Annotated in this window: 24 protein-coding genes and 5 tRNA genes; 7 read left to right on the top strand and 22 right to left on the bottom strand. The window is 71.8% G+C overall.

The window, feature by feature from the left end:
- Positions 1 to 2: 2 nt before the first annotated feature.
- From recG to CHF15_RS18645, 3 genes are all read right to left on the bottom strand, one after another.
- Positions 3 to 2,201 carry an ATP-dependent DNA helicase RecG gene (recG, locus tag CHF15_RS18635; RefSeq protein ID WP_089225226.1) on the bottom strand — a complete coding sequence of 733 codons (2,199 nt, stop codon included), beginning with the start codon at positions 2,199 to 2,201 and terminating at the stop codon, positions 3 to 5.
- Positions 2,202 to 2,376: 175 nt separating this feature from the next.
- On the bottom strand, positions 2,377 to 3,186 hold the full coding sequence (locus CHF15_RS18640; protein ID WP_322975688.1) for a calcium-binding protein: 810 nt from the start codon (positions 3,184 to 3,186) through the stop codon (positions 2,377 to 2,379).
- 290 nt (positions 3,187 to 3,476) lie between these two features.
- Entirely contained in the window at positions 3,477 to 5,174 is a 1,698-nt protein-coding gene (locus CHF15_RS18645; protein WP_089224970.1) for a DAK2 domain-containing protein, read from the bottom strand.
- A gap of 270 nt (positions 5,175 to 5,444) precedes the next feature.
- Here CHF15_RS18645 and rpmB point away from each other — a divergent pair, with 270 nt between their 5' ends.
- On the top strand, positions 5,445 to 5,630 hold the full coding sequence (rpmB, locus tag CHF15_RS18650) for a 50S ribosomal protein L28 (protein ID WP_014628431.1): 186 nt from the start codon (positions 5,445 to 5,447) through the stop codon (positions 5,628 to 5,630).
- 125 nt (positions 5,631 to 5,755) lie between these two features.
- Here the strand turns inward: rpmB and thiD are convergent, their stop codons facing one another.
- Both thiD and CHF15_RS18660 read right to left on the bottom strand, forming a co-directional pair.
- Positions 5,756 to 6,544: a bifunctional hydroxymethylpyrimidine kinase/phosphomethylpyrimidine kinase gene (gene thiD / locus CHF15_RS18655; protein ID WP_089224971.1), complete on the bottom strand. Its 789-nt coding sequence runs from the start codon at positions 6,542 to 6,544 to the stop codon at positions 5,756 to 5,758.
- A 22-nt stretch (positions 6,545 to 6,566) separates the two neighbouring features.
- Complete coding sequence (locus tag CHF15_RS18660; protein WP_089224972.1) at positions 6,567 to 7,526, bottom strand: thiamine-phosphate kinase; 960 nt, start codon at positions 7,524 to 7,526, stop codon at positions 6,567 to 6,569.
- 155 nt (positions 7,527 to 7,681) lie between these two features.
- Here CHF15_RS18660 and CHF15_RS18665 point away from each other — a divergent pair, with 155 nt between their 5' ends.
- Both CHF15_RS18665 and CHF15_RS18670 read left to right on the top strand, forming a co-directional pair.
- On the top strand, positions 7,682 to 7,915 hold the full coding sequence (locus CHF15_RS18665; protein ID WP_018562083.1) for an Lrp/AsnC family transcriptional regulator: 234 nt from the start codon (positions 7,682 to 7,684) through the stop codon (positions 7,913 to 7,915).
- 50 nt (positions 7,916 to 7,965) lie between these two features.
- Positions 7,966 to 8,430 carry a DUF3515 domain-containing protein gene (locus CHF15_RS18670; protein ID WP_245938913.1) on the top strand — a complete coding sequence of 155 codons (465 nt, stop codon included), beginning with the start codon at positions 7,966 to 7,968 and terminating at the stop codon, positions 8,428 to 8,430.
- A 37-nt stretch (positions 8,431 to 8,467) separates the two neighbouring features.
- Here the strand turns inward: CHF15_RS18670 and CHF15_RS18675 are convergent, their stop codons facing one another.
- Genes CHF15_RS18675 through CHF15_RS18685 form a run of 3 tightly spaced genes read right to left on the bottom strand, consistent with a single transcriptional unit; the run spans position 8,468 to position 11,355 of the window.
- On the bottom strand, positions 8,468 to 9,604 hold the full coding sequence (locus CHF15_RS18675; RefSeq protein WP_089224974.1) for a D-alanine--D-alanine ligase family protein: 1,137 nt from the start codon (positions 9,602 to 9,604) through the stop codon (positions 8,468 to 8,470).
- Between the two features lie 27 nt (positions 9,605 to 9,631).
- Positions 9,632 to 10,633, bottom strand: a complete 1,002-nt coding sequence (locus tag CHF15_RS18680) for an NAD(P)H-dependent glycerol-3-phosphate dehydrogenase (protein WP_089224975.1) — start codon at positions 10,631 to 10,633, stop codon at positions 9,632 to 9,634.
- On the bottom strand, positions 10,630 to 11,355 hold the full coding sequence (locus CHF15_RS18685) for a lysophospholipid acyltransferase family protein (RefSeq protein ID WP_089224976.1): 726 nt from the start codon (positions 11,353 to 11,355) through the stop codon (positions 10,630 to 10,632). The genes CHF15_RS18680 and CHF15_RS18685 overlap by 4 nt, the downstream gene beginning before the upstream one ends.
- Positions 11,356 to 11,644: 289 nt before the next feature.
- Here CHF15_RS18685 and cofC point away from each other — a divergent pair, with 289 nt between their 5' ends.
- Both cofC and CHF15_RS18695 read left to right on the top strand, forming a co-directional pair.
- Positions 11,645 to 12,358, top strand: a complete 714-nt coding sequence (cofC, locus tag CHF15_RS18690; RefSeq protein ID WP_089224977.1) for a 2-phospho-L-lactate guanylyltransferase — start codon at positions 11,645 to 11,647, stop codon at positions 12,356 to 12,358.
- 10 nt (positions 12,359 to 12,368) lie between these two features.
- Positions 12,369 to 12,587, top strand: a complete 219-nt coding sequence (locus CHF15_RS18695; protein ID WP_018562077.1) for a hypothetical protein — start codon at positions 12,369 to 12,371, stop codon at positions 12,585 to 12,587.
- A gap of 73 nt (positions 12,588 to 12,660) precedes the next feature.
- Here the strand turns inward: CHF15_RS18695 and CHF15_RS18700 are convergent, their stop codons facing one another.
- From CHF15_RS18700 to leuC, 4 genes are all read right to left on the bottom strand, one after another.
- A complete protein-coding gene (locus CHF15_RS18700) occupies positions 12,661 to 13,269 on the bottom strand; it encodes an HU family DNA-binding protein (protein WP_089224978.1) in 609 nt (202 codons plus the stop codon).
- Positions 13,270 to 13,392: 123 nt separating this feature from the next.
- The gene (locus CHF15_RS18705; protein WP_018562075.1) at positions 13,393 to 13,626 is read right to left on the bottom strand and encodes an SCO5555 family protein; all 234 of its coding nucleotides are present in this window, start codon (positions 13,624 to 13,626) and stop codon (positions 13,393 to 13,395) included.
- Between the two features lie 133 nt (positions 13,627 to 13,759).
- A complete protein-coding gene (gene leuD, locus CHF15_RS18710) occupies positions 13,760 to 14,353 on the bottom strand; it encodes a 3-isopropylmalate dehydratase small subunit (RefSeq protein ID WP_089224979.1) in 594 nt (197 codons plus the stop codon).
- A gap of 5 nt (positions 14,354 to 14,358) precedes the next feature.
- Positions 14,359 to 15,780, bottom strand: coding sequence for a 3-isopropylmalate dehydratase large subunit (leuC, locus tag CHF15_RS18715; RefSeq protein ID WP_089224980.1), 1,422 nt, complete (start codon positions 15,778 to 15,780; stop codon positions 14,359 to 14,361).
- 161 nt (positions 15,781 to 15,941) lie between these two features.
- Between leuC and ndgR the strand changes: the two genes are divergently transcribed.
- Positions 15,942 to 16,658 (top strand): IclR family transcriptional regulator NdgR, encoded by a 717-nt coding sequence (gene ndgR / locus CHF15_RS18720; protein ID WP_089224981.1) that lies wholly within the window; start codon positions 15,942 to 15,944, stop codon positions 16,656 to 16,658.
- Positions 16,659 to 16,674: 16 nt separating this feature from the next.
- Here the strand turns inward: ndgR and CHF15_RS18725 are convergent, their stop codons facing one another.
- Entirely contained in the window at positions 16,675 to 17,175 is a 501-nt protein-coding gene (locus CHF15_RS18725) for a DUF4188 domain-containing protein (protein WP_089224982.1), read from the bottom strand.
- Positions 17,176 to 17,257: 82 nt separating this feature from the next.
- Between CHF15_RS18725 and CHF15_RS18730 the strand changes: the two genes are divergently transcribed.
- Positions 17,258 to 17,902: a MerR family transcriptional regulator gene (locus tag CHF15_RS18730; RefSeq protein ID WP_179279863.1), complete on the top strand. Its 645-nt coding sequence runs from the start codon at positions 17,258 to 17,260 to the stop codon at positions 17,900 to 17,902.
- A 91-nt stretch (positions 17,903 to 17,993) separates the two neighbouring features.
- Here CHF15_RS18730 and CHF15_RS18735 read toward each other — a convergent pair.
- The 9 genes from CHF15_RS18735 to CHF15_RS18775 form a co-directional block, all read right to left on the bottom strand.
- A tRNA-Glu gene (locus CHF15_RS18735) sits at positions 17,994 to 18,066 on the bottom strand.
- 18 nt (positions 18,067 to 18,084) lie between these two features.
- Positions 18,085 to 18,156: transfer RNA gene (locus CHF15_RS18740), tRNA-Gln, on the bottom strand.
- A 12-nt stretch (positions 18,157 to 18,168) separates the two neighbouring features.
- A tRNA-Glu gene (locus CHF15_RS18745) sits at positions 18,169 to 18,241 on the bottom strand.
- Between the two features lie 27 nt (positions 18,242 to 18,268).
- Positions 18,269 to 18,341 (bottom strand) — tRNA-Glu (locus tag CHF15_RS18750).
- A 17-nt stretch (positions 18,342 to 18,358) separates the two neighbouring features.
- Positions 18,359 to 18,430 (bottom strand) — tRNA-Gln (locus CHF15_RS18755).
- 88 nt (positions 18,431 to 18,518) lie between these two features.
- Positions 18,519 to 19,238, bottom strand: coding sequence for an HAD family hydrolase (locus CHF15_RS18760; protein ID WP_089224984.1), 720 nt, complete (start codon positions 19,236 to 19,238; stop codon positions 18,519 to 18,521).
- A 9-nt stretch (positions 19,239 to 19,247) separates the two neighbouring features.
- Positions 19,248 to 20,207, bottom strand: coding sequence for a pseudouridine synthase (locus tag CHF15_RS18765; protein WP_089224985.1), 960 nt, complete (start codon positions 20,205 to 20,207; stop codon positions 19,248 to 19,250).
- A 69-nt stretch (positions 20,208 to 20,276) separates the two neighbouring features.
- On the bottom strand, positions 20,277 to 21,761 hold the full coding sequence (gene gltX / locus CHF15_RS18770) for a glutamate--tRNA ligase (protein ID WP_089224986.1): 1,485 nt from the start codon (positions 21,759 to 21,761) through the stop codon (positions 20,277 to 20,279).
- Positions 21,754 to 22,545, bottom strand: coding sequence for a fumarylacetoacetate hydrolase family protein (locus CHF15_RS18775; RefSeq protein WP_089224987.1), 792 nt, complete (start codon positions 22,543 to 22,545; stop codon positions 21,754 to 21,756). Before CHF15_RS18775 ends, gltX begins: the two co-directional genes overlap by 8 nt.
- Positions 22,546 to 22,594 lie beyond the last annotated feature (49 nt).

Genomic DNA, 22,594 nt, shown 5'->3' on the forward strand with positions numbered 1-22,594 from the left:
CGTCAGCCCTTGTCGAGATACTGCTCGCGGTCCGCGTCCACCAGGCTCTCCAGCGCGCTGCGCAGATCCGGCTGGCCCGCCAGTTCGGGGTCCGCGGCGACCAGCGAGGTGGCCTCCTCGCGGGCGGCGGCGATCACGTCCTCGTCGTCGATCACCGTCAGCATGCGCAGCGACGAGCGCGTCCCGGACTGGGCCTGCCCCAGCACGTCGCCCTCACGACGCTGCTCCAGGTCGATGCGGGACAGCTCGAAGCCGTCCAGCGTCCCGGCCACGGCGTCCAGCCGGGCGCGGGCCGAGGTCGCCTCCGGCATCTCGGACACCAGCAGGCACAGACCCGCCGCCGAGCCGCGGCCGACGCGGCCGCGCAACTGGTGCAGCTGCGAGACGCCGAAGCGGTCCGCGTCCAGGATCACCATGGCGGTGGCGTTCGGCACGTTGACGCCGACCTCGATCACCGTGGTCGCCACCAGGACGTCGACCTCGCCCGCGGCGAAGCGGCGCATCACGTCGTCCTTCGCCTCCGGCTGCATCCGCCCGTGCAGCACCTCCACCCGCAGCCCCGCCAGCGGCCCCTTGGCGAGCTGCTCGGCGGTGTCCAGCACGGCCAGCGGCGGCCGCCGCTCCGCCTCGTCCTCCGCGGACTTCTTCTTCGGCGCGTCCGCCTCGTCGTCCGAGTCGCCGATCCGCGGGCACACCACGTACGCCTGGTGCCCGTTCTCGGCCTCCTCGCGCACCCGCTCCCAGGCGCGCGAGAGGAAGTGCGGCTTGTCCTTGGCGGGCACGACGTGCGTCGCGATCGGCGAACGGCCCGCCGGCAACTGGTCCAGCACGGAGGTCTCCAGGTCGCCGAAGACCGTCATCGCCACGGTCCGCGGGATCGGCGTCGCCGTCATCACCAGCAGGTGCGGCGGCTGCTTGGCCTTGCCCCGCAGCGCGTCGCGCTGCTCGACGCCGAAACGGTGCTGCTCGTCCACCACGACCAGACCCAGGTCGTGGAACTGCACCTTGTCCTCGATCAGCGCGTGCGTGCCCACGACGATCCCGGCCTCGCCGGTCACCAGGTCCAGCAGCGCCCGGCGGCGGGCGGCGGCCCCCATGGAACCCGTCAGCAGCACGATCTTCGTGCCCAGGTCCGAGCCGCCGAGCATGCCGCCCTCGGCGAGGTCGCCCATCATCTCCGTGATCGACCGGTGGTGCTGCTGCGCCAGCACCTCCGTGGGCGCCAGCATCGCGGCCTGACCGCCCGCGTCGACCACCCCGAGCATGGCGCGCAGCGCCACCATCGTCTTGCCGGAACCCACCTCGCCCTGCAGCAGCCGGTGCATCGGGTGGTCCGTCGCCAGGTCCGCGAAGATCTCCGCCGACACCTTCTGCTGGCCCTCGGTGAGCGTGAACGGCAGCCGTGCGTCGAAGGCCTTCAGCAGGCCGTCCTCCGCCGGTGCGCGCGGCACGGCGGGCAGCGCGTCGTCCGCGGCGCGGCGCCGCGCGAGGGCCACCTGCAGCACGAAGGCCTCGTCCCACTTGAGGCGCTCCTTGGCGATCATGATGTCCGCCTTGGACCGCGGGCGGTGGATCTTCTCCAGCGCCTCCGGCAGCGCCGCGAGCCCGCGCGACTCCCGCAGCGCGGCGGGCAGCGGCTCACCCGTGCCGGACCACTGCGTGGCCCCCAGGGAGGTCAGCACCGTGTCCACGGTCTTGGCGATCGTCCACGAGTTGACCTGCTTGCACGCCGGGTAGATCGGGATCAGCCGGCCCGCGAAGGCGTCCACGGCCTCCTTGCCGTCCTCCGCGTCCAGCAGCTGGTACTCGGGATGCGCCAGCTGCAGGGCCCGGTTGAACACGGAGACCTTGCCGGCGAACATGCCGCGCCGGCCCGGGAGGAGGTCGTGCTCGGGTTTGAAGACCCCCCGGCCGAAGAAGACCAGGGTCAGCGAGCCGCTACCGTCGGTGACGACCACCTCCAGGCGCGCCTTGCCTGGGCCGTACGTCTTCTTCGTCGCCTTGGCGACGCGGGCCACGACGGTGACGTGCTCGTCGAGCGGAAGGTCGGACAGGCGGGTCAGCTCGCCGCGTTCCGCATAGCGGCGCGGGTAGTGGTGCAGCAGGTCACCGACCGTGCGCAGGTCGAGGTGGTCGGCGAACACCTTTGCGGTGCGGCCGCCGACGGATTTTGCGAGCGGTTCGTCAAGGGCAGCAGACATCGCGTCCATCTTTGCGCACCCCGCGGACAATGTGGTGCCTGTGTGTCGCGTGCGGCGCCGCCGCTGTGCCGGCGGCCGACCTGGGGCCGCCTCCGTCTTCCCTTCAGCCCGGCACGGGGTGTGCCGGGCGGACGCCTGAGGCGCGCGCCCGGCCCGGCACACCGTGGTCATCCGGTCACTTGACGTCGACGTGGTCGCCCGCGGCGACGACGGGGGCGGCGGTCGGCGAACCGATGAAGTTGAAGCGGTAGTAGCCGTCCTGGGCGGCCTTGACCGTGGTCTTCAGCGAGCCCGTCCTGCTCGACGTGATGCCCTTGACGTTCACGTAGTTGGTCGTGCCCGCCTTGCGGAACTGCAGCGCGACCTTCTGGCCGGCATAGCCGCCGTACTTGTGCGTCTCCCAGTTCGCCAGGGTCAGGGAGCCGGTGACCGTGATCGTCCTGCCCTTCTTCACCGGCTCCGGAGCGGCGTTGACCGTCACCTTCGAGGTGCGCAGGACCTTGAAGGTCTTGAGCGCGTCCTTCTCGACGAAATCGCCGTCCTGTCCGACCGCGTAGGCGGCGACCTTCCAGGTGCCCGCCAGTCCGTTCTTGTAGACGGTTTCCTTCGACGTGAAGCTGTAGGTGAGCGTGCAGGTGTACGTCGCCGCGTTCTTCGCTCCGCACGCCTTGACGGACGTCTCCGCGCCGTCGACGGCGTTGGGGTACGTGCCGTGGTAGAGCAGCGCGTCGGCGTCGTAGATGCCCGACGGGTCGTTGGCGGTCAGCGTGACCTTGACGGTCAGCTTGCTGGTCGTGCCGAGCACGACGGGCTTCCCGGCGTTGACGACGACGCTCGAGATGGTCGTGTCACCCTCCGCGTCGTCGGCCGGGGCGGCCGTCCGCTTGGTGAGGGACGGGAAGGAGAAACCATGTGCGGTGCCGTCGGCGTGCGCGGCCGGCACGGCCAGTGCGGACAGAGCCAGGGCGCCCGAAACGGCTGCCACTGTGGCGCGAATGCGCATGTGTATGAGCCCCCACATCGATGAGACCCCCGCCGCGTTTCCCCCTGGCAGGAATCATGAATGGTCGAAGCATCGTACGGGCGGCATTCATGGTTCGGAAATGCATTCGTGTGACGTACACACGTGCGCGGCGGGACCGGTTGGCGTCGACATCGTCGCAGGTGGCGACGGCAGGGCCGGCGGGTTGCGGGCTGATGAATTCGCGGTGAAAACACGGCCGGACGTGGCCGCGGCCCGCCGATTTCGCGAGATCGGCGGCTTGACCGGCAGGGCTACTCGACGCCGATCAGGAGGGGGCATGTCTCCTGGCCGCCGTCGTAGACGACCGTGTCGACCGCGAGGTGGCTGTCGCGGACGTGCGCCTCGAGGCGGTCCGCCAGATCCGCCGGCGCGTGGGCCCCGATGACGAGCGTGACCATCTCCCCGCCCGCCGCGAGCATCCGGTCCAGGACGATGATCCCGGTCTCCACGAGGTTGCCGCCGATCACCGCGACGTCCCCGTCGATGAGGCCGAGGACGTCCCCGGCCTGGCAGACGCCGGCCATGGTCCAGGATCTGGCCTCCGCGACGGCGAGTTCGGCGTAGCGGGTGGCGCCGGCCGCGGAGGTCATGGCGACGACGTCCTCGTCGAAGCGCCGGGTGGGCTCGTGGACGGCGAGGGCGGCGATGCCCTGGACCGCGGACCGGGTGGGGATGAGGGCCACGCGGACCCCCTCCGCGCGCGCCTGTTCGGCCGCGGCGCCCACCGCGTGCCGCAGTTCGACCTCGTTGGGCAGCAGGACGACCTCGTCGGCGTGCGCGCGGCGGATGGCCTCGGCGATGTCGCCGCTCGCGGGCGGCTCCCCGGGCCGTACGGCGACCACCGTGGCGCCGGCCTGGGCGCAGAGTCCGGCGAGCCCGTCGCCCCGCACCACGGCGACGACGGCGCGCAGCGCGCGTTCCCCCCGCTCGCCCGCACCGTGCGGGCCGGCCGTCCCGCGGCGGCCCTGCTCCAGCGCCCGCGCCTGGTCGCCGAAGTGCGTGACCTTGATGCGGTACGGCCGTCCGGCCTCGATCCCGGCCTCGATGGCGGCGCCCACGTCGTCGACGTGGACGTGGACGTTCCACAGCCCGTCCCCGCCGACGACCACCAGGGAGTCGCCGAGCCGGTCCAGCCGTGTGCGCAGCGCGGCTACGGCGCGGTCGGGTGCCTCCAGGAGATAGATCACCTCGAAGCCCGGCCCCCCGGGCACCGCGTGGGGGTCGCCGCCCTCCGTACCGTCCTCACCGGTCGCGCAGCCGTACGGCACGACCTGGGACGCGCTCCGGGGCAGCGGCACCCGCAGGACGTCGTCGAGCGGACCCATGGGGGCCTGGCCGGAGACCGCGTCCGCGAGGGCACCCAGGACGGCGACGAGGCCGCGGCCGCCGGCGTCGACGACCCCGGCGTCGCCGAGGACGGCCAGTTGCCGCGGGGTCGCCGCCAGCGCGAGGCGCGCCGCCTCGTACGCGGCCCGGGAGACCTCGTGGACGTCGCCGTTCACCACGGAGGCGGCCTCCGCGGCCGCCGTGGCGACGGTCAGCATCGTGCCCTCGACCGGGTGCGCCACCGCCTGGTACGCGGACTCGGCGGCCCGGCGCAGGGCGGGCCGCAGGTCGCCTGCGTCCTCGGTGAGGACCTCGGCCATGCCGCGCAGGAGTTGGGCGAGGATCGTCCCGGAGTTGCCGCGCGCCCCGATGAGCGCGCCGTGCGCCATGGAGCGCAGGCACGAGGTGAGGTCCGGGGTGCCGCCCGAGGCGGCGTGGCCCTCGAAGACCGCGTCCACGGACTGGGCGGCGGACTCCACGGTCAGGAAGAGGTTCGTGCCGGTGTCCCCGTCGGCGACGGGGTAGACGTTGATCGCGTCGATCTCCTCGCGTGCCCGCCCGAGCGCCTGGAGGGACAGCCGGCACCATGCGCGGACCGCGGGAGGGTCGAGCGTCGGCGGCACGTGTTCCTCCTGCGGGGGCGGCCGGGGACCTGGGGTGGGGAGGTGTCCGCACGCAGCGTACTGAGGGCCGGGGCCCTCCGGGCGACCGCCCCGTACCGCTGACCATGGTAATTTCGAGGGACAGGAGCGGACGTAGTATGCTGCTCCGGTTGCCCGGGGCTGTCCCGGGCCGTCCCTCGGCACCACCGGCTCTTCCTTCATGCACTTGGACGGACGTCGGGCGCCGCCGGGATTTATCCGTTAGTGCATCTGAAGTCTTTGGAGTGACCCGTGGCTGCCAACTGCGACGTCTGCGGCAAGGGGCCGGGCTTCGGCAACAACATCTCGCACTCGCACCGCCGTACCCGCCGTCGTTGGAACCCCAACATCCAGACGGTGCGTGCTGTGGTCGGTCGGACGCCGAAGCGCCTCAACGTCTGCACCTCGTGCATCAAGGCCGGCAAGGTCGCGCGCTGACGCATAGGACGTCGTAGCGCAGCCTTTGCGGCTACTTGAGCCGGTCCACCCTCGTGGTGGACCGGCTTTCTGGTGTGCTCTCCCACCGGATTCCGGTGGATCCCACCGGGATCCACCGGCATGCGTCAGCGCTGCCGCCAGGCATGATCCACGGGGCCGATGCCGCCGCCCAGGGGGAAGCCCGCCTCGATGGCCCCGGTGACGTACTCCTTGGCGGCGTGGGCCGCCTCCGGGACGTCCAGCCCCCGTGCCAGGAACGAGGCGACGGCGGACGCCAGGGTGCAGCCGGTGCCGTGGGTGTGACGGTTGTCATGGCGCGGGGCGCGCAGCCAGTGCTCGCTGCTGCCGTCGGTGAGCAGGTCGACGGCGTCGCCGCTCAGGTGGCCGCCCTTGATCAGGACCCAGCGGGGTCCGCACTTGAGGACGGCCGCCGCGGCCTCTCGCATGGCGGGCTCGCCGTCCACGACGACTCCCGTGATCTGGCGCACTTCGTCCAGGTTGGGGGTGGCGACGGTGGCCAGCGGCAGCAGCCGCGTCCGGACGACCTCGACAGCGTCGGCGGCGAGCAGCGGGTCGCCGTGCTTGGAGACGCCGACGGGGTCGACGACCACGGGGACGTCGAGCGGGGCGAGGAGTTCGGCGACGGCGGTGACGAGCCCGGCCGAGGAGAGCATCCCGGTCTTGACCGCCTGGACGCCGATGTCGTCCACGACACTGCGGAACTGGGCCCGTACGGCCTCCACCGGGAGTTCCCAGGCGCCCTGGACGCCCAGCGAGTTCTGCGCCGTGACGGCCGTGACCACACTCATCCCGTGGACGCCGAGGGCGAGCATGGTCTTCAGGTCGGCCTGGATGCCCGCGCCGCCGCCGGAGTCGGAGCCGGCGACGGTGAGCACGCGTGGTGGGATCGTCATACGGCGAATCTAGTCGCCGCCGTCACTCGGCCCCGAAGTGGTCCCAGCCGCCCGCCTTGTCCCAGGGGGCGCCGTCCACGGTGACCTGGGGCGCCGTGGTGGCCTTCACCACCCGGCCGATGACCCGCCAGCGGGCGGGGAGCTTCGTGTCCGGGGGGAAGGCGGCGACTATCGCGTGGTCCTCTCCCCCGGTCAGCACCCAGTGCAGCGGGTCGACCCCCACGGCCTGCCCGATGTCGGCCATCTGCGCCGGGATGTCGATGTCCGCGGAGGACAGGTCTATGGCGACGCCGCTCGCGGCGGCGATGTGGCCGAGGTCGGCGACGAGCCCGTCGCTCACGTCCGTCATGGCCGTCGCGCCGAGTTCCGCGGCGGCGGGACCCGCGTGGTACGGCGGTTCGGGGCGGCGGTGGGCCTCGACGAAGGCGCGCGGGGAGCGGAACCCCCGGGAGAGGACGGCGAGTCCCGCCGCGGACCAGCCCAGCCAGCCGGTGACGGCGACGACGTCGCCGGGGCGGGCACCGGATCGGGTGATGGGTTCTCGGTCGCGCAGATCACCCAGTGCGGTGATGGAGACCATGATCGTGTCACCGCGGACGACGTCGCCGCCGACCACGGCCGCGCCGGCCACCTGGCACTCGTCCCGGATGCCGTCCATCAGCTCGACCGGCCAGGTCACCGGCAGGTCGGCCGGGACGACCAGGGCGAGCAGCACCGCGGTCGGCACGGCGCCCATGGCGGCGATGTCCGCGAGGTTCTGCGCTGCGGCCTTGCGGCCCACGTCGTAGGCGGTGGACCAGTCGCGGCGGAAGTGCCGCCCCTCCACGAGCGCGTCGGTGGTGGCCACCACCCGCCGGTCCGGGGCGGCGACCACGGCGGCGTCGTCACCCGGTCCGAGCCGGACGGCGGGGCTGGAGGTGAGCCGGGCGGTCAACTCCCTGATGAGCCCGAACTCCCCCAGTTCGCCCACGGTGCCCTTCATCTGACTGTCCCCTTCACCTGGCCGGTCCCCTTCTGTGTGCGCTTGCGCGGCGGCTTCGGCACGGCCGGTACCGCGCGGGTCTCCCCGCGGCATGCGGCGACGCGGTACCGTGACGTTCCCTCCCACATGATCCTCGTAGCCGCCCTGGAGGTTCCGTGGTACAGGCGTACATTCTGATCCAGACCGAGGTAGGAAAGGCCTCGGCAGTAGCTGAGGTGATCTCCAAGATTTCGGGGGTCATCCAGGCCGAGGACGTCACCGGCCCGTACGACGTGATCGTGCGTGCCCAGGCCGACACGGTCGACGACTTGGGGCGCCTCGTGGTGGCGAAGGTGCAGCAGGTGGAGGGGATCACCCGCACCCTGACCTGTCCGGTCGTCCATCTGTAGGCCCCCTGTAGGCTCGGCGGGTGATGTACCGCCGGGTAGCGCTAGTCTCCGTGTCCGCCGTCGCGTGCCTGTCCGCGGCGGCGGTCTGGATTTCCGCCTCCGGCACTGCCGCGGGCGGGGTCGCCGTGCCGTCGCCCTCCGCCTCCGCCGCCCGGATGTGCGGCGCCCTCCACGACGCGCTGCCCGGGAAGGTCGACGGCCTGTCGAAGCGGTCGGTGAGCCCCGTCTCCGACCTCACCGCCGGATGGGGGGATCCTACGGTGGTGCTGCGCTGCGGCGTGCCGCGACCCGAGATGCTGACCCCGGGCAACCCGGTGTACAACCCCACCGCAGAGGCGGTGGAGGTGAACGGGGTGAGCTGGCTCATCGAGCAGACCGGCGACGGCTACCGCTTCACGACGACCGGCCGCAAGGCCTTCGTCGAGGTGACCGTACCCGCCCGCTACAAGCCCGAGGTCAATCCGCTGACCGACCTCGGGCACGCCGTGGAGACGGCGATCCCCTCCGAGCTCTGACGGGCCCCCGGGGGCACGGCTCCTCGCCGTTCGCGGCTCAGCGCAGGCCGGTGGGGCGCCGCAGCGCGGCCTGGATCAGCCGGTCCACCAGTTCCGCGTAGCCGACGCCGCTCTCCTGCCACATGCGCGGGTACATGGAGATCGGCGTGAAGCCGGGCATCGTGTTGATCTCGTTGATCACGAACTCGCCGTCGTCCTGCAGGAAGAAGTCCGCGCGGACCAGGCCCTCGCAGGAGGCCGCGTCGAAGGCGGCCACGGCGAGCCGCTGCACCTCGGCGGTCTGCTCCGGGGTCAGCGGGGCGGGGACGACGCCCTCGGCGGAGTCGATGTACTTCGCCTCGAAGTCGTAGAAGTCGTGCGCCGTGACCGGCGGGATCTCCGCGGGGACGGAGGCGCGCGGGCCGTCCTCGAACTCCAGGACGCCGCATTCGATCTCGCGGCCCCGCAGCAGCGACTCCACCAGCACCTTGGGGTCGTGCCGGCGGGCCTCCTCGATCGCCTCGTCCAGGCCGGCGAGGTCGTTGACCTTGCTGATGCCCATCGAGGACCCGGCACGCGCGGGCTTGACGAAGACCGGCCAGCCGTGGTCGGCCGCGAAGTCCACGACCGTCTTCCGGGCCGCGGCGGGGTCGTTCTCCCAGTCGCGGGGGCGGATCACCACGTACGGGCCGACCGGCAGGCCGAAGGAGATGAAGACCCGCTTCATGTACTCCTTGTCCATGCCGACGGCCGAGGCGAGCACTCCGGAGCCGACGTAGGGCACACCGGAGAGCTCCAGCAGTCCCTGGAGGGTGCCGTCCTCGCCGTAGGGGCCGTGCAGCATGGGGAAGACGACGTCGACGTCGCCCAGCGCCTTGGGCACCGAGCCGGGCTCGCTGTAGACGACCTCGCGGCTGGCCGGGTCCACCGGCAGCATCACCGAACCGTCGGAGGACTCGGCGAGCTGCTCGACGCTCGGCAGCGCGCGGTCGGCGATCGCCATCCGGGACGGGTCGTCGGCGGTGAGCGCCCAACGGCCGTCGGTGGTGATCCCGATCGGCAGCACGTCGTACTTGTCGCGGTCGATCGCGCTCAGTACGGCGCCTGCGGTGACGACCGAGATGGCGTGCTCGGAGCTGCGTCCGCCGAAGACGACGGCGACGCGCGGCTTGCGGGAAGAAGGCTGAATGCTCATGTCGCGTTGACCTTACCGTTCCGGACGTCAGCGTTCCGACTTGGCGGAGCGCGACATCAGCTCCTTGACCGCGACGACCGGCTGCTTGCCGTTGTGCACGATGTCGACGACGGTCTCGGTGATGGGCATGTCGACGCCGTGCCGGCGGGCGAGGTCGAGCACCGACTCGCAGGACTTGACGCCCTCGGCGGTCTGCCGGGTGACGGCGATGGTCTCCTCGAGCGTCATGCCCTTGCCCAGGTTGAAGCCGAAGGTGTGGTTGCGGGACAGCGGCGAGGAGCAGGTCGCGACGAGGTCGCCCAGGCCCGCCAGACCGGAGAAGGTCAGCGGGTCGGCGCCGAGCGCGATGCCGAGCCGGGTGGTCTCCGCCAGTCCGCGGGTGATCAGCGAGCCCTTGGTGTTGTCGCCCAGGCCCATGCCGTCGGCGATGCCGACCGCCAGGCCGATCACGTTCTTCACCGCGCCGCCGAGTTCGCAGCCGACGACGTCGGTGTTGGTGTACGGCCGGAAGTACGCGGTGTGGCTGGCGGCCTGCAGCCGCTTGGCGACGGCCTCGTCGCGGCAGGCGACGACGCTGGCGGCGGGCTGCCGTGCGGCGATCTCCTTGGCCAGGTTGGGGCCGGACAGCACGGCGACGCGCTCCGGGCCCGCCTTGGCGACCTCCTCGATGACCTCGCTCATCCGCTTGGCCGTGCCGAGTTCGACGCCCTTCATCAGGCTGACCAGCACCGAGTCCCGGGGCAGCAGCGACTGCCACTCGGCCAGGTTGCCGCGGAGCGTCTGCGACGGTACGGAGAGGATCACGAACTCCGCGTCCCGGGCCGCCTCGGCGGGGTCGGTGGTGGCGGTGATCGTCGCGGGCAGCTCGGTCCCGGGGAGGTAGTACGGGTTGTTGCGCGTGGTGTTGATGGCCTCGACCACCTCGGGGCGGCGGCCCCACATGGTCACCTGGGCGCCCGCGTCGGCGAGCACCATCGCGAAGGCGGTTCCCCAGGAGCCCGCGCCGTAGACCGCGCAGCGCGTCGTCACTTGGTGTTCCCCTTCTGCTTGCGAGGGTCGAAGCGCTCGGCGGGCGGCGTCTGACCGCGCAGTTCGCCCAGCAGCTCGCTGACCGCGGCCATGATGGTGTCGGTGGCGTCCCTGAGCACCTCGGCGTTGGCCTCCTGCCCGTAGAAGGCCGAGAGGTCCACCGGCGGTCCGGCGACGACCCGCAGGGTCCTGCGCGGGAAGAGGCGGAGCTTCTTCTCCGTGGCGTACGGCGGCATGACCTCGTTGGCGCCCCACTGGGCGACCGGGATCACGGGGGCCTTGGTCATCAGCGCGACCCGTGCCACACCGGTCTTGCCCACCATCGGCCACATCTCGGGGTCGCGGGTCAGCGTGCCCTCCGGGTAGAAGGCGACGCACTCGCCGGAGTTGATGGCGTCCACCGCGGCCCGGAAGGCGTTCGCGGCGTCGGTGCTCTCGCGGTAGACGGGGATCTGGCCGGTGCCGCGCAGTATGGCGCCGACGAAGGCGGGCTTGAACAGCGGCGCCTTCGCCAGGAAGCGGGGGACCCGCCCGGTGTTGTACTGGAAATGCGCGTACGACAGCGGGTCGAGGTACGAGTTGTGGTTGACCGCCGTGATGAATCCGCCCTGGCCCGGAATGTGCTCCATTCCGCGCCAGTCCCGCTTGAAGAGAACGACAAGCGGCGGTTTGGCGATGACGGCTGCGAGCCGGTACCAGAAGCCGATTCTGCGGCGGGACACCAGAACTCCTCCTCGTTCCGCCGCCGACCCGGGGGTCACCGGATCGCGGCCTGCTGTGGTCGGCGGCATCGTACGGCCGGTGCGGCCGCACAAGTGTCGCCGGAAGGGCCACCGTAACGCCAGGGCGAAAGGCCCTCGGGGTACGCCCCGACGGAAGCGCCGGGACCAGGAGGCCCGGGCACGCACCAGGGAGATCGTGCACCCGGAGACGGGCCGCCGGGAAGGGGGGTTGGGGCAGGGTGGCGGTGGCCCCGGGGGACCCGAGCACAATAGTTCGGTGTCGCCACCCGTGGAATGGACGCTCGTCGTCCCGCTGAAGCCGCTGTCCGCCGCCAAGAGCCGCCTCGCGGAGGCCGTCGGCCCCGTGCGGCCGGGGCTGGCGCTGGCCTTCGCGCAGGACACGGTGGCCGCCGCGCTCGCCTGCGAGGTGGTACGAAATGTGACGGTCGTCACCGATGACCCGCTCGCCGGGTCCGTGCTGGCGGCCCTCGGGGCGCGCGTCGAGGCGGACTCCCCCGCGGCCGGCCTCAACGCGGCGCTGCGGCACGGCGCCGAAGCGGTCCTGCGGCGCCACCCCGCGGCGGCCGTGGCGGCCCTGAACGCCGATCTCCCGGCCTTGCGGCCCGCCGAACTGGCCGCGGTGCTCCGCGCGGCCGCACGGCGCCCAGGGCGGTCGTTTCTGGCCGACGCGGCCGGAATCGGTACCACGCTGCTGGCGGCCACCGCCGGGACCGCCCTCGCGCCGGCCTTCGGGGGGCCCTCGCGGGCCCGCCACCGGGCCTCCGGCGCCCATGAGATCGTCCTGCCGGACGTGGACTCCGTACGCCGGGACGTGGATACGGGAGAGGACCTGGCCGCCGCCCTGCTGCTGGGGGTCGGGCCGCACACGCGGGTGCTGCTGCGGCCCGCACTTCGGGCGGCGCCGCGGGACGGGGCCACGGGGCCCGGGCCCGCCGGTTGCCCGGCCGCGGGGGCACCGGCCCCGGGCGGCGGTGCCCGATAGGCTGAGGCCCATGCAGGCCACCGCGTACACCTACGACCCCGAGACCCGCGCAGGCAGCGTGCTGCTGGACGACGGGACGCCGCTGCCGTTCGACGCGGCGGCGTTCGACGCCGGGGGCCTGCGGCTGCTGCGGCCCGGGCAGCGGGTGCGCATCCGCACCGAGGGCAGCGGGGACGGGCGCCGGGTGGTGTTCGTGACGTTGCAGACCTTCCCCGACCCGGGGGCCTGAGCACACGCCGACGGGCCGGACACCCTGATTCAGGGGTGTCCGGCCCGTCGGCGTGTGCGGGGCCGCGGAATCGTTACCGCTTCGCGGCCCGCTTGGTGGCGGTCTTCCGGGCCGCCGACTTGGCGGGCGCCTTCTTGGCCGGGGCGGTCTTCTTGGCGGTCGCCTTCTTCGCCGTGGTCTTCTTGGCGGCCGCCTTCTTCGCCGTCGTCGCCTTGGCCGCGGTGGCCTTCTTGGCCGTGGTCTTGGCGGCGGTGGTCTTCTTGGCCGCGGCGGCCTTGGTGACGGCCTTCTTCGCCGTGGTCTTCTTCGCGGCGGCCTTCTTGGTGGTGGCCTTGGCGGTGACGCCTCCGCTCAGGCTGCCCTTGGGCGCCTTCTTGACGGAGACCTCTCCGGCCTTGGGGAGCTTCTTCGACCCGCTGACCAGGTCCTTGAAGCCCTGACCGGCGCGGAAGCGCGGGACGGAGGTCTTCTTGACCCGGACCCGCTCCCCGGTCTGGGGGTTGCGGGCGTAGCGGGCAGGACGCTCCACCTTCTCGAACGAGCCGAAGCCGGTGACCGAGACCCGGTCCCCGCTCACCGTCGCGCGGACGATCGCGTCCAGGACGGCGTCGACCGCGTCCGCGGCCTGCTGACGGCCGCCGAGCTTGTCGGCAATCGCTTCAACGAGCTGCGCCTTGTTCACGTCTTCCCCTTCGGAAACTTGCCCGGCGATGAAGTTCGGGCTTTTTCGCACGCTAGGCGGATATATACCGCAAATCAAATACGAAACGGGCGAATCACCCTTGTGCCGCAACGAACTCGGGGCTCAGGAAGACCTTTGATCGGGGAATCGGCCTTCGTCGAGGTCCTTCATCAGTTCCTCCAGACGCCTTGCCGCACCCGCGAGATCGTGCTTCGCGGCAGCGGTGATGACGAGCAGCCGCCGGGTCAACTGCATCCTGACGTCCTCCGGCACTTGCAGACCCGCCACCCGGGTGTGGGCCTGCTTCAACCTGGCAGCGAGGAACCCGTACAGCTCGAGTTGGCCATCGTGTTCCATGTGCCGATTGTGTCATCTGCGGTGAGTTGTCACGAGGTGTGGAGCCGAACACGCCGCAGCGCCCCCCGCCCGGTGGGGGCGGGGGGCGCTGCGGAGGTGGGGCGGGCGGGCGGCCGCGGGGCCGCTGGAGCTCTCAGACCTGCAGGGTCTGCGGCTTGTAGGAGGGGCGCTCGGCCTCGTAGGCGGCGATGTCGGCCTCGTTCTGCAGGGTGAGGCTGATGTCGTCCAGGCCGTTGAGCAGCCGCCAGCGGGCGTTGTCGTCCAGTTCGAAGGGGGCGGTGATCCCCTCGGCGCGGACCTCGCGGGCCTGAAGGTCGACGGTGATCTCGATCGTCGGGTCCGCCTCGGTCAGCTGCCAGAGCTCCTCGACCGTCTCCTGCGGCAGGATCACGGTGAGCAGGCCGTTCTTCAACGAGTTGCCGCGGAAGATGTCGGCGAAACGGGAGGAGATGACGGCCTTGAAACCGTAGTTCTGCAGGGCCCACACCGCGTGCTCGCGGGAGGAGCCGGTGCCGAAGTCCGGGCCGGCGACCAGGACGGTCGCCCCCTGGCGCTCGGGCCGGTTGAGGACGAACTCGGGGTCCTTGCGCCAAGCCTCGAACAGGCCGTCCTCGAAGCCGTTGCGGGTGACCTTCTTCAGCCAGTGCGCCGGGATGATCTGGTCCGTGTCGGCGTTGCTGCGGCGCAGCGGCACGGCGCGGCCGGTGTGCGTGGTGAAAGCTTCCATCGTTCTCAGGCCTCCAGGACGGCTGCGCCGGGCAGATCGGCGGGGGACGAGAGGCGGCCGGTGACCGCGGTCGCGGCCGCGACCTGCGGCGACACCAGGTGGGTGCGGCCGCCCTTGCCCTGCCGTCCCTCGAAGTTGCGGTTGGAGGTGGACGCGGAGCGCTCACCGGGGGCCAGTTGGTCGGGGTTCATGCCCAGGCACATCGAGCAGCCCGCGTGCCGCCACTCGGCGCCGGCCTCCTTGAAGACCTTGTCCAGACCCTCCTCCACGGCCTGCAGCGCCACCCGGACCGAGCCGGGCACGACCAGCATCCGCACGCCGTCGGCGATCCTGCGGCCCTTGACGACGGAGGCGGCGGAGCGCAGGTCCTCGATGCGGCCGTTGGTGCAGGAGCCGACGAAGACGGTGTCGACCTTCACCTCGCGCAGCGGCGTACCGGGCTCCAGGGCCATGTACTCCAGGGCCTTCTCGGCGGCCAGGCGGTCGCTGGGGTCCTCGAAGCCGGCCGGGTCCGGCACGGAGGCGCTCAGCGGGGCGCCCTGGCCGGGGTTGGTGCCCCAGGTCACGAACGGGGACAGCGAGGCGGCGTCGATGACGACCTCGTGGTCGAAGACGGCGTCCTCGTCGGTCCTGAGCGTCTTCCAGTACGCGACGGCGGCGTCCCAGTCCTCGCCCTGCGGGGCGTGCGGACGGCCCTGCAGGTAGTCGAAGGTGGTCCGGTCGGGGGCGATCATGCCGGCCCGGGCGCCCGCCTCGATCGACATGTTGCAGATGGTCATCCGGGCCTCCATCGAGAGCTTCTCGATGGCCGAGCCGCGGTACTCGATGACGTAGCCCTGGCCGCCGCCGGTGCCGATCCTGGCGATGATCGCCAGGATCAGGTCCTTGGCGGTGACGCCCCCGGGCAGCTCGCCGTCGACGGTGATCGCCATGGTCTTGAACGGGGCGAGCGGCAGGGTCTGGGTGGCCAGCACATGCTCGACCTGGCTGGTGCCGATGCCGAACGCCAGCGCGCCGAAGGCACCGTGGGTAGAGGTGTGGCTGTCGCCGCAGACGACCGTCATGCCCGGCTGGGTCAGGCCCAGCTGCGGACCGACGACGTGCACGACTCCCTGCTCGACGTCGCCCAGCGGGTGCAGCCGCACCCCGAACTCGGCGCAGTTCTTGCGCAGCGTCTCCAGCTGCGTGCGCGAGACCGGGTCGGCGATCGGCTTGTCGATGTCGAGGGTGGGGGTGTTGTGGTCCTCGGTCGCGATGGTGAGGTCCAGCCGGCGCACCGGGCGGCCGTTCATCCGCAGACCGTCGAAGGCCTGCGGGCTGGTGACCTCGTGGAGCAGGTGCAGGTCGATGAAGAGGAGGTCGGGCTCGCCCTCGGCGCGCCGTACGACGTGATCCTCCCAGACCTTTTCCGCGAGTGTCCTTGCCATCGCATTCCCTCCGACCGGCCGCTCTGCCGGCCTGTTCGTCGTTGCCCTGTGTGTCCGCGCCCTTGTGGGGAGTGGCCGCAGCGGGCCTGTGCATTCCAGCGTGCCGCGTCCGCCGGAAAATTGAACTTGCGTTTCACAGAGTGAGACGCGAGTATCGTTGCATGGACAACAGTAGTGGCGTCGGCGTTCTCGACAAGGCGGCTCTGGTGCTCAGCGCACTGGAGTCCGGCCCGGCCACCCTGGCCGGGCTCGTGGGCGCCACGGGTCTCGCCCGCCCCACCGCGCACCGCCTCGCCGTCGCCCTGGAGCACCACCGGATGGTGGCCCGCGACATGCAGGGGCGCTTCATCCTCGGCCCGCGGCTGTCCGAACTGGCCGCCGCGGCGGGCGAGGACCGCCTGCTGGCCACCGCCGGGCCGGTGCTCACGCACCTGCGCGACGTGACAGGCGAGAGCGCCCAGCTCTATCGCCGCCAGGGCGACATGCGCATCTGCGTGGCCGCCGCCGAGCGGCTGTCCGGACTGCGGGACACCGTCCCGGTCGGCTCGACGCTGCCGATGAAGGCCGGCTCCGCCGCCCAGGTCCTGCTCGCCTGGGAGGAGCCGGAGCGGCTCCACCGCGGGCTGCAGGGGGCCCGCTTCACCGCCACCGCGCTCTCCGGCGTACGGCGCCGCGGCTGGGCCCAGTCGATCGGCGAGCGGGAACCGGGTGTGGCCTCCGTCTCGGCCCCGGTGCGCGGCCCGTCCAACCGCGTGGTGGCGGCGGTGTCCGTCTCCGGCCCGATCGAGCGGCTCACCCGGCACCCCGGGCGCATGCACGCCCAGGCCGTCGTGGACGCCGCCGGCCGCCTGTCCGAGGCGCTGCGCCGCAGCGGCTGAGCCCCGAGCGCCGGCCTCAGGCCGCCCGCTCCTCGCCCGCCTTCAGCCGCTGCGCCGCCGTCTCACCGCGGCGTCCCACCGGGACGACGCCCGTCGCGGCGCCCAGCCCGAAGGCGGGCATGTCGACGTAGACGGACTCGTAGGCGCCCGCCGGCGCGGCGTACGTCTCGTGCCAGAAGCCCACCCTGCCCTTGCCGGCCCGCGCGCGGCGGTTGAACGCCGCCCACGCGGGCCGGTGCTGCTTGTCCTGCTGGGAGGCGTACGCGAAGAGCTGCTCCGTGGACCTCCAGTACTGGACGACGTAGATCACCCGGGGCCCGCCGAACAGCAGCCGGTATCCCAGGAACCCGCTCCCGTCGTCCTGCGACAGCTCGCGCAGCATGCGCGGCATGGCACGGAACACCGGGAGCCAGCTGCCGAATGCCAGGAAGCGGTTGATCCGCATCCCGATGAGGAACACGACGATGCCGCCCTCGGCGGCGGCGGTGTTGCGGCCCGGAATCACCTGCGCGGACATGAGGAGCCCCCTGTCGGTCGTGTTGGATAGTGGAACTATCCATGCTTAGATAGTGCCACTATCCAATGGAGGGCGCAAGGGAATGCGACTGGCGGAACTGAGTGAACGCAGCGGCGTGGCCACGGCCACGATCAAGTACTACCTGCGCGAGGGCCTGCTCCCGCCGGGCCGTCGCGTCACGGCCACGCAGTCCGAGTACGGAGAGGAGCACCTGCGCCGGCTGCGGTTCGTCCGGGCGCTGATCCAGGTCGGCAAGGTGCCGGTGGCCACCGCCCGCGAGGTGCTCGCCGCGGTGGAGGACGACTCGCTCAACCAGCACATGCGGCTCGGCGCCGCCACCTTCGCCCTGCCGCACGGCCCGGACCCCGACGAGGACGACCCGGCGACCGGGACGGCCCGCCGCGAGGTGGACGGGCTGATGGCCGAACTCGGCTGGAGCCACGGCGGCGAGAAGTACGGCCCCTCCCCCGCGTACCGGATGCTCGTGACGGCGGTCGCCGCCCTGACCCGCCTCGGATACCCCAGCAGCGCACGGCACTTGGCGCCCTACGCGCGGCTCGCCGCCCAACAGGCCGTCCACGACCTGGATCTGGTCGAGACCTACGACACCCCGCTGGAACAGGCGGCCGCCGCCGTGACCCTCACGGTGCTGTACGAACCGGTGCTGCTGAGCCTGCGCCGGCTCGCCGAGGCCGAGGAGTCCCGGCGCCGCTTCGGAGTTGAGTGAGCCCGGCCGCCGGGAACGGGGAAGGCACCGGGGAGGGGAACGGGGAAAACGGAAGAGGCCCCCCGCCGAAGCGGAGGGCCTCCCCTCGTTGTACCCCCGACCGGATTCGAACCGGCGCTACCGCCTTGAGAGGGCGGCGTGCTAGGCCGCTACACAACGGGGGCAAGCCTTGAGGAAATGCGCTGGGGTACCAGGACTCGAACCTAGACTAAATGAACCAGAATCACTCGTGCTGCCAATTACACCATACCCCATGGTGTGTCAAGTACCCCCGACCGGATTCGAACCGGCGCTACCGCCTTGAGAGGGCGGCGTGCTAGGCCGCTACACAACGGGGGCCCTAGCGATCCCTGCGAGAGAGATCAGTACCCCCGACCGGATTCGAACCGGCGCTACTGCCTTGAGAGGGCAGCGTGCTAGGCCGCTACACAACGGGGGCTTTGCAGAAGATCTGCGCTGGGGTACCAGGACTCGAACCTAGACTAACTGAACCAGAATCAGTCGTGCTGCCAATTACACCATACCCCACCAAAACTCAACCCCCCGCAGGGGGTTTTGTTTGGCCGCGCTCCCCGTACCGGCCATTTCGGCCCGCCCGGGCGGCGCAGGAAGAACATTACCCGATCGGTGACGGGGCTCCAAAACGAGTATCCGCCGCCAGAAGTGCGGGCAGCTCCGCGAGCCCGGTGATCCGCCGCAGGTCCGGCGCGGTGACGGAACCCGTACGGTCCAGCCACACCCCGTACAGGCCCGCCGCGTCGGCGCCGCGCGCGTCGGTGTCGGCCTTGTCGCCGACGTAGGCGACCTCCTCCGGAGGCAGTCCCAGGGCCTCGCACGCTCCCAGGAAGGCCTCCGGGGCGGGCTTGGCGTGTCCCAGTTCCTGCGAGCACACCAGGCACTCGAAGCGGTCGCGCAGCCCCAGCCGGGTGAGCTTGCGCTCCTGGTGGGCGGTGCTGGAGTTGGAGAGCAGGCCGTGCCGGTAGCCGGGGGTGAGGGCGTCCAGCGCCGGCACCACGTCGGGGAAGACCGACCATGCGGCCTCGAAGTGCACGTAGTAGGCGGCGAACCAGGCGTCGGCCGCGGAGTCGCTCACCGAGGGTCCCAGGAAGGCCCGGACACGCTCCCTGCGGTGCTCGGTGAAGTCCAGCTCCCCGGTGAGGAAGCGCGCGTAGTGCGTCTCCATCACCTCGCGCCAGGTGCCCAGCGCCCGCTCCTCGCCGCCGAACGCACCGAGCAGGCCCTCGGCCTCGAGGTGACGCAGCGCGCCGGTCCGCTCGGCACCCGAGTAGTCGAAGATCGTGTCGTCGATGTCCCAGAGCACGGCGCGGATCGGCATATGCCGACTCTAACCCGGTGCTCCGTCCGGGGCGCCGGGGCCCGGCTGCCACCGGGTGAACAGCGTCCGGCGGCTCTCGAAACGGCGCCGGTCACCCGTCACGGGGTCGTCGAACTCCAGCACCCGGGCCAGCAGCCGCAGCGGGCGGGTGAAGTCGCCGGGCGCGAACGGCGGCAGGACGTGCGGATAGACGGGGTCGCCGAGGATCGGCACCCCCAGGGCGTTCATGTGCACCCGCAACTGGTGGGTGCGGCCGGTCTCGGGGCGGAGCCGGTAGCGGGCCAGCCCGTCGCGGTGCTCCAGCAGTTCCACGTGGCTGCGGGCGTTGGGTTCGCCGGGGACCTCGCGGGCCGCCATCTCGCCGCGCTCCTTGACGATCCGGCTCTCCACCGTGCGCGGCAGCGCCAGGGCGGGGTCGTGCCGGGCCACGGCCTCGTACTCCTTGCGCACCAGCCGGTCGCGGAAGATCGTCTGGTAGGCGCCGCGCAGCTCGGGGCGGATCACGAACATCACCACGCCCGCCGTCAGCCGGTCGAGCCGGTGGGCCGGGCTGAGCTCGGGCAGCGCGAGGTCGTGGCGCAGCCGGCTCAGCGCCGTCTCCACGACGTGGACGCCACGCGGCATGGTGGCGAGGAAGTGCGGCTTGTCGACGACGAGCAGCCGGTCGTCCCGGTGGAGCACCTCGATCCCGAAGGGCACCGGGACCTCCGCCGGCAGCTCCCGGTGGAACCAGACGTGGCCGCCCGGGCGGTAGGCGGCGTCGGGTTCGAGCGGGCCGTCGCTCCCGTGCACCTCCCCCGCCGCGAACATGGCGTCCACCCGCTCCGGGGGCACCGCCGCGCCGAGACGGTCCACCAGGTGGTCGCGGACCGTCGCCCAGGTCCCGGTGCCGGGCAGCCGCACGCGTACGGGATCGACCCCGCGGCGCTGGGGCAGCGGGGGAATCGGGGGCCGGGTCCTGCGGCGCATGACGTGGTCCGGGAAGCGTGCCGCCCCGGGCTCCTGGCAAGGTGCCCGGGGCGGATAGGCCTACCTCGGTCAGCCGGCCAGCTTCGCCAGGGTGGCGTCGACGCGGGCCAGGGTGCGCTCACGGCCGAGCACTTCGAGGGACTCGAAGAGCGGCAGCCCGACGGTGCGGCCGGTGACGGCGACCCGGACCGGCGCCTGGGCCTTGCCGAGCTTGAGGCCGTGGGTCTCGCCGGCGGCGAGCACGGCGTCCTTGAGCGCCTCGGCGTTCCAGTCGGCGGCCGCCAGGTTCTCCCGGGCGGTGGTCAGCAGCGCCGAGGCGGCGGCCGGGTCCTTCATCGCCTTCTGCCAGGACGCCTCGTCCTCCACCGGCGTGTCGAGGAAGAGGAAGTCGACGTTGTCGGTGATGTCGGAGAGCACCGTCAGACGGGTCTGCGCGTGCGGCGCGATCGCCTCGAAGGCGGCCTGGTCGAACGCCTCGGGCGCCCAGGGCGCGAACGGGGCCTTCAGCCACGGGCCGCAGGCCTCGACGAACGCCTTCACGTCCAGCAGGCGGATGTGGTCGCCGTTGATCGACTCGGCCTTCTTGAGGTCGAAGCGCGCCGGGTTGGCGTTGACCGCGTCGATGTCGAAGGCGGCCACCATCTCCTCGACGGTGAAGACGTCGCGGTCGGCGGAGAGCGACCAGCCCAGCAGCGACAGGTAGTTCAGCAGCCCCTCGGGGAGGAAGCCGCGCTCCCGGTAGAGGTTGAGGGAGGACTGCGGGTCGCGCTTGGAGAGCTTCTTGTTGCCCTCGCCCATGACGTACGGCAGGTGGCCGAAGTGCGGGGTGGTGCCGTTGCCGACGCCGATCTCGGCGAGCGCGCGGTAGAGCGCGATCTGGCGCGGGGTGGAGGACAGCAGGTCCTCGCCGCGCAGCACGTGCGTGATCTCCATCAGCGCGTCGTCGACCGGGTTGACCAGCGTGTACAGCGGCGCGCCGTTGGCCCGGACGATCCCGTAGTCGGGCACGTTGTCCGGCGTGAAGGTCAGCTCGCCGCGGACCAGGTCGGTGAAGGTGATCGTCTCGTCGGGCATGCGGAAGCGGACGATGGGCTCACGGCCCTCGCGCTCGTACGCGTCGACCTGCTCGGCGGTGAGGTCGCGGCAGTGGCCGTCGTAGCCCGAGGGGCGGCCGGCGGCACGGGCGGCCTCGCGGCGCTCGTCGAGCTCCTCGGTGGTGCAGTAGCACTTGTACGCGTGGCCGGACTCCAGCAGCTTCGCGGCGACGTCCCGGTAGACGTCCATGCGCTGCGACTGCCGGTACGGCGCGTGCGGGCCGCCGACCTCGGGGCCCTCGTCCCAGTCGAAGCCGAGCCAGCGCATGGCCTGCAGCAGCTGCTCGTACGACTCCTCCGAGTCGCGGGCGGCGTCGGTGTCCTCGATGCGGAAGACCAGGGCGCCCTGGTGGTGGCGGGCGAACGCCCAGTTGAACAGGGCGGTGCGGACCAGGCCCACGTGGGGGTTGCCGGTCGGCGAGGGGCAGAAACGTACGCGTACGGGAGCTGCGCTAGTCACGCTTGATCACCTTGTTGGTGAGAGTGCCGATGCCTTCGATGGAGACGGCGACCTCGTCGCCGACGTGGAGCGGGCCGACGCCCGCCGGAGTGCCGGTGAGGACGACGTCGCCCGGGAGCAGCGTCATGGCCTCGGTGATGTGGACGATCAGGTCCTCGATGGAGCGGATCATCTGGCTCGTGCGGCCGGACTGGCGGAGGTCGCCGTTGACGGTCGCGGTGACGGCGAGGTCGTTCGCGGCGGCGAGGTCGAGGCCGGTCTCGATCCAGGGGCCGATGGGGCACGAGGAGTCGAAGCCCTTGGCGCGCGCCCACTGCTTCTCGGCCTTCTGGGCGTCCCGCGCGGTGACGTCGTTGGCGCAGGTGTAGCCGAGGACGACCTCGGCGACCCGCTCGCGGGGGACCTCGCGGCACATCCGGCCGATGACGACGGCGAGCTCGGCCTCGTGGTGCACCTCCTGCGAGAAGGAGGGGTACACGATGGGGTCGCCGGGGCCGATCACCGAGGTGGACGGCTTGAAGAAGGCGACCGGGACCTCCGGCACCTCGTTGCCCAGCTCGGCGGCGTGCTCGGCGTAGTTCCGGCCGATCGCGACGACCTTGCTGGGGAGCACCGGCGGCAACAGCCGGACCTTGCTCAGCGGCACCTTGGTGCCGGAGCGCTCGTACTCGGCGAACGGGATGCCCTTGATGATGTCGAGGACGAGTCCGTCCGGGACGGACTCGTCGCCTTCGACGACGCCGAAGGCGACATTGCCGTCGATGGAGAACCTGGCGATGCGCACGGGAAGCAGCTCACCTCACTGGCCGGAGACTGACGCTCCAGGTTATCCC

Source organism: Actinacidiphila glaucinigra (assembly GCF_900188405.1).
Taxonomy (GTDB): Bacteria; Actinomycetota; Actinomycetes; order Streptomycetales; family Streptomycetaceae; genus Actinacidiphila; species Actinacidiphila glaucinigra.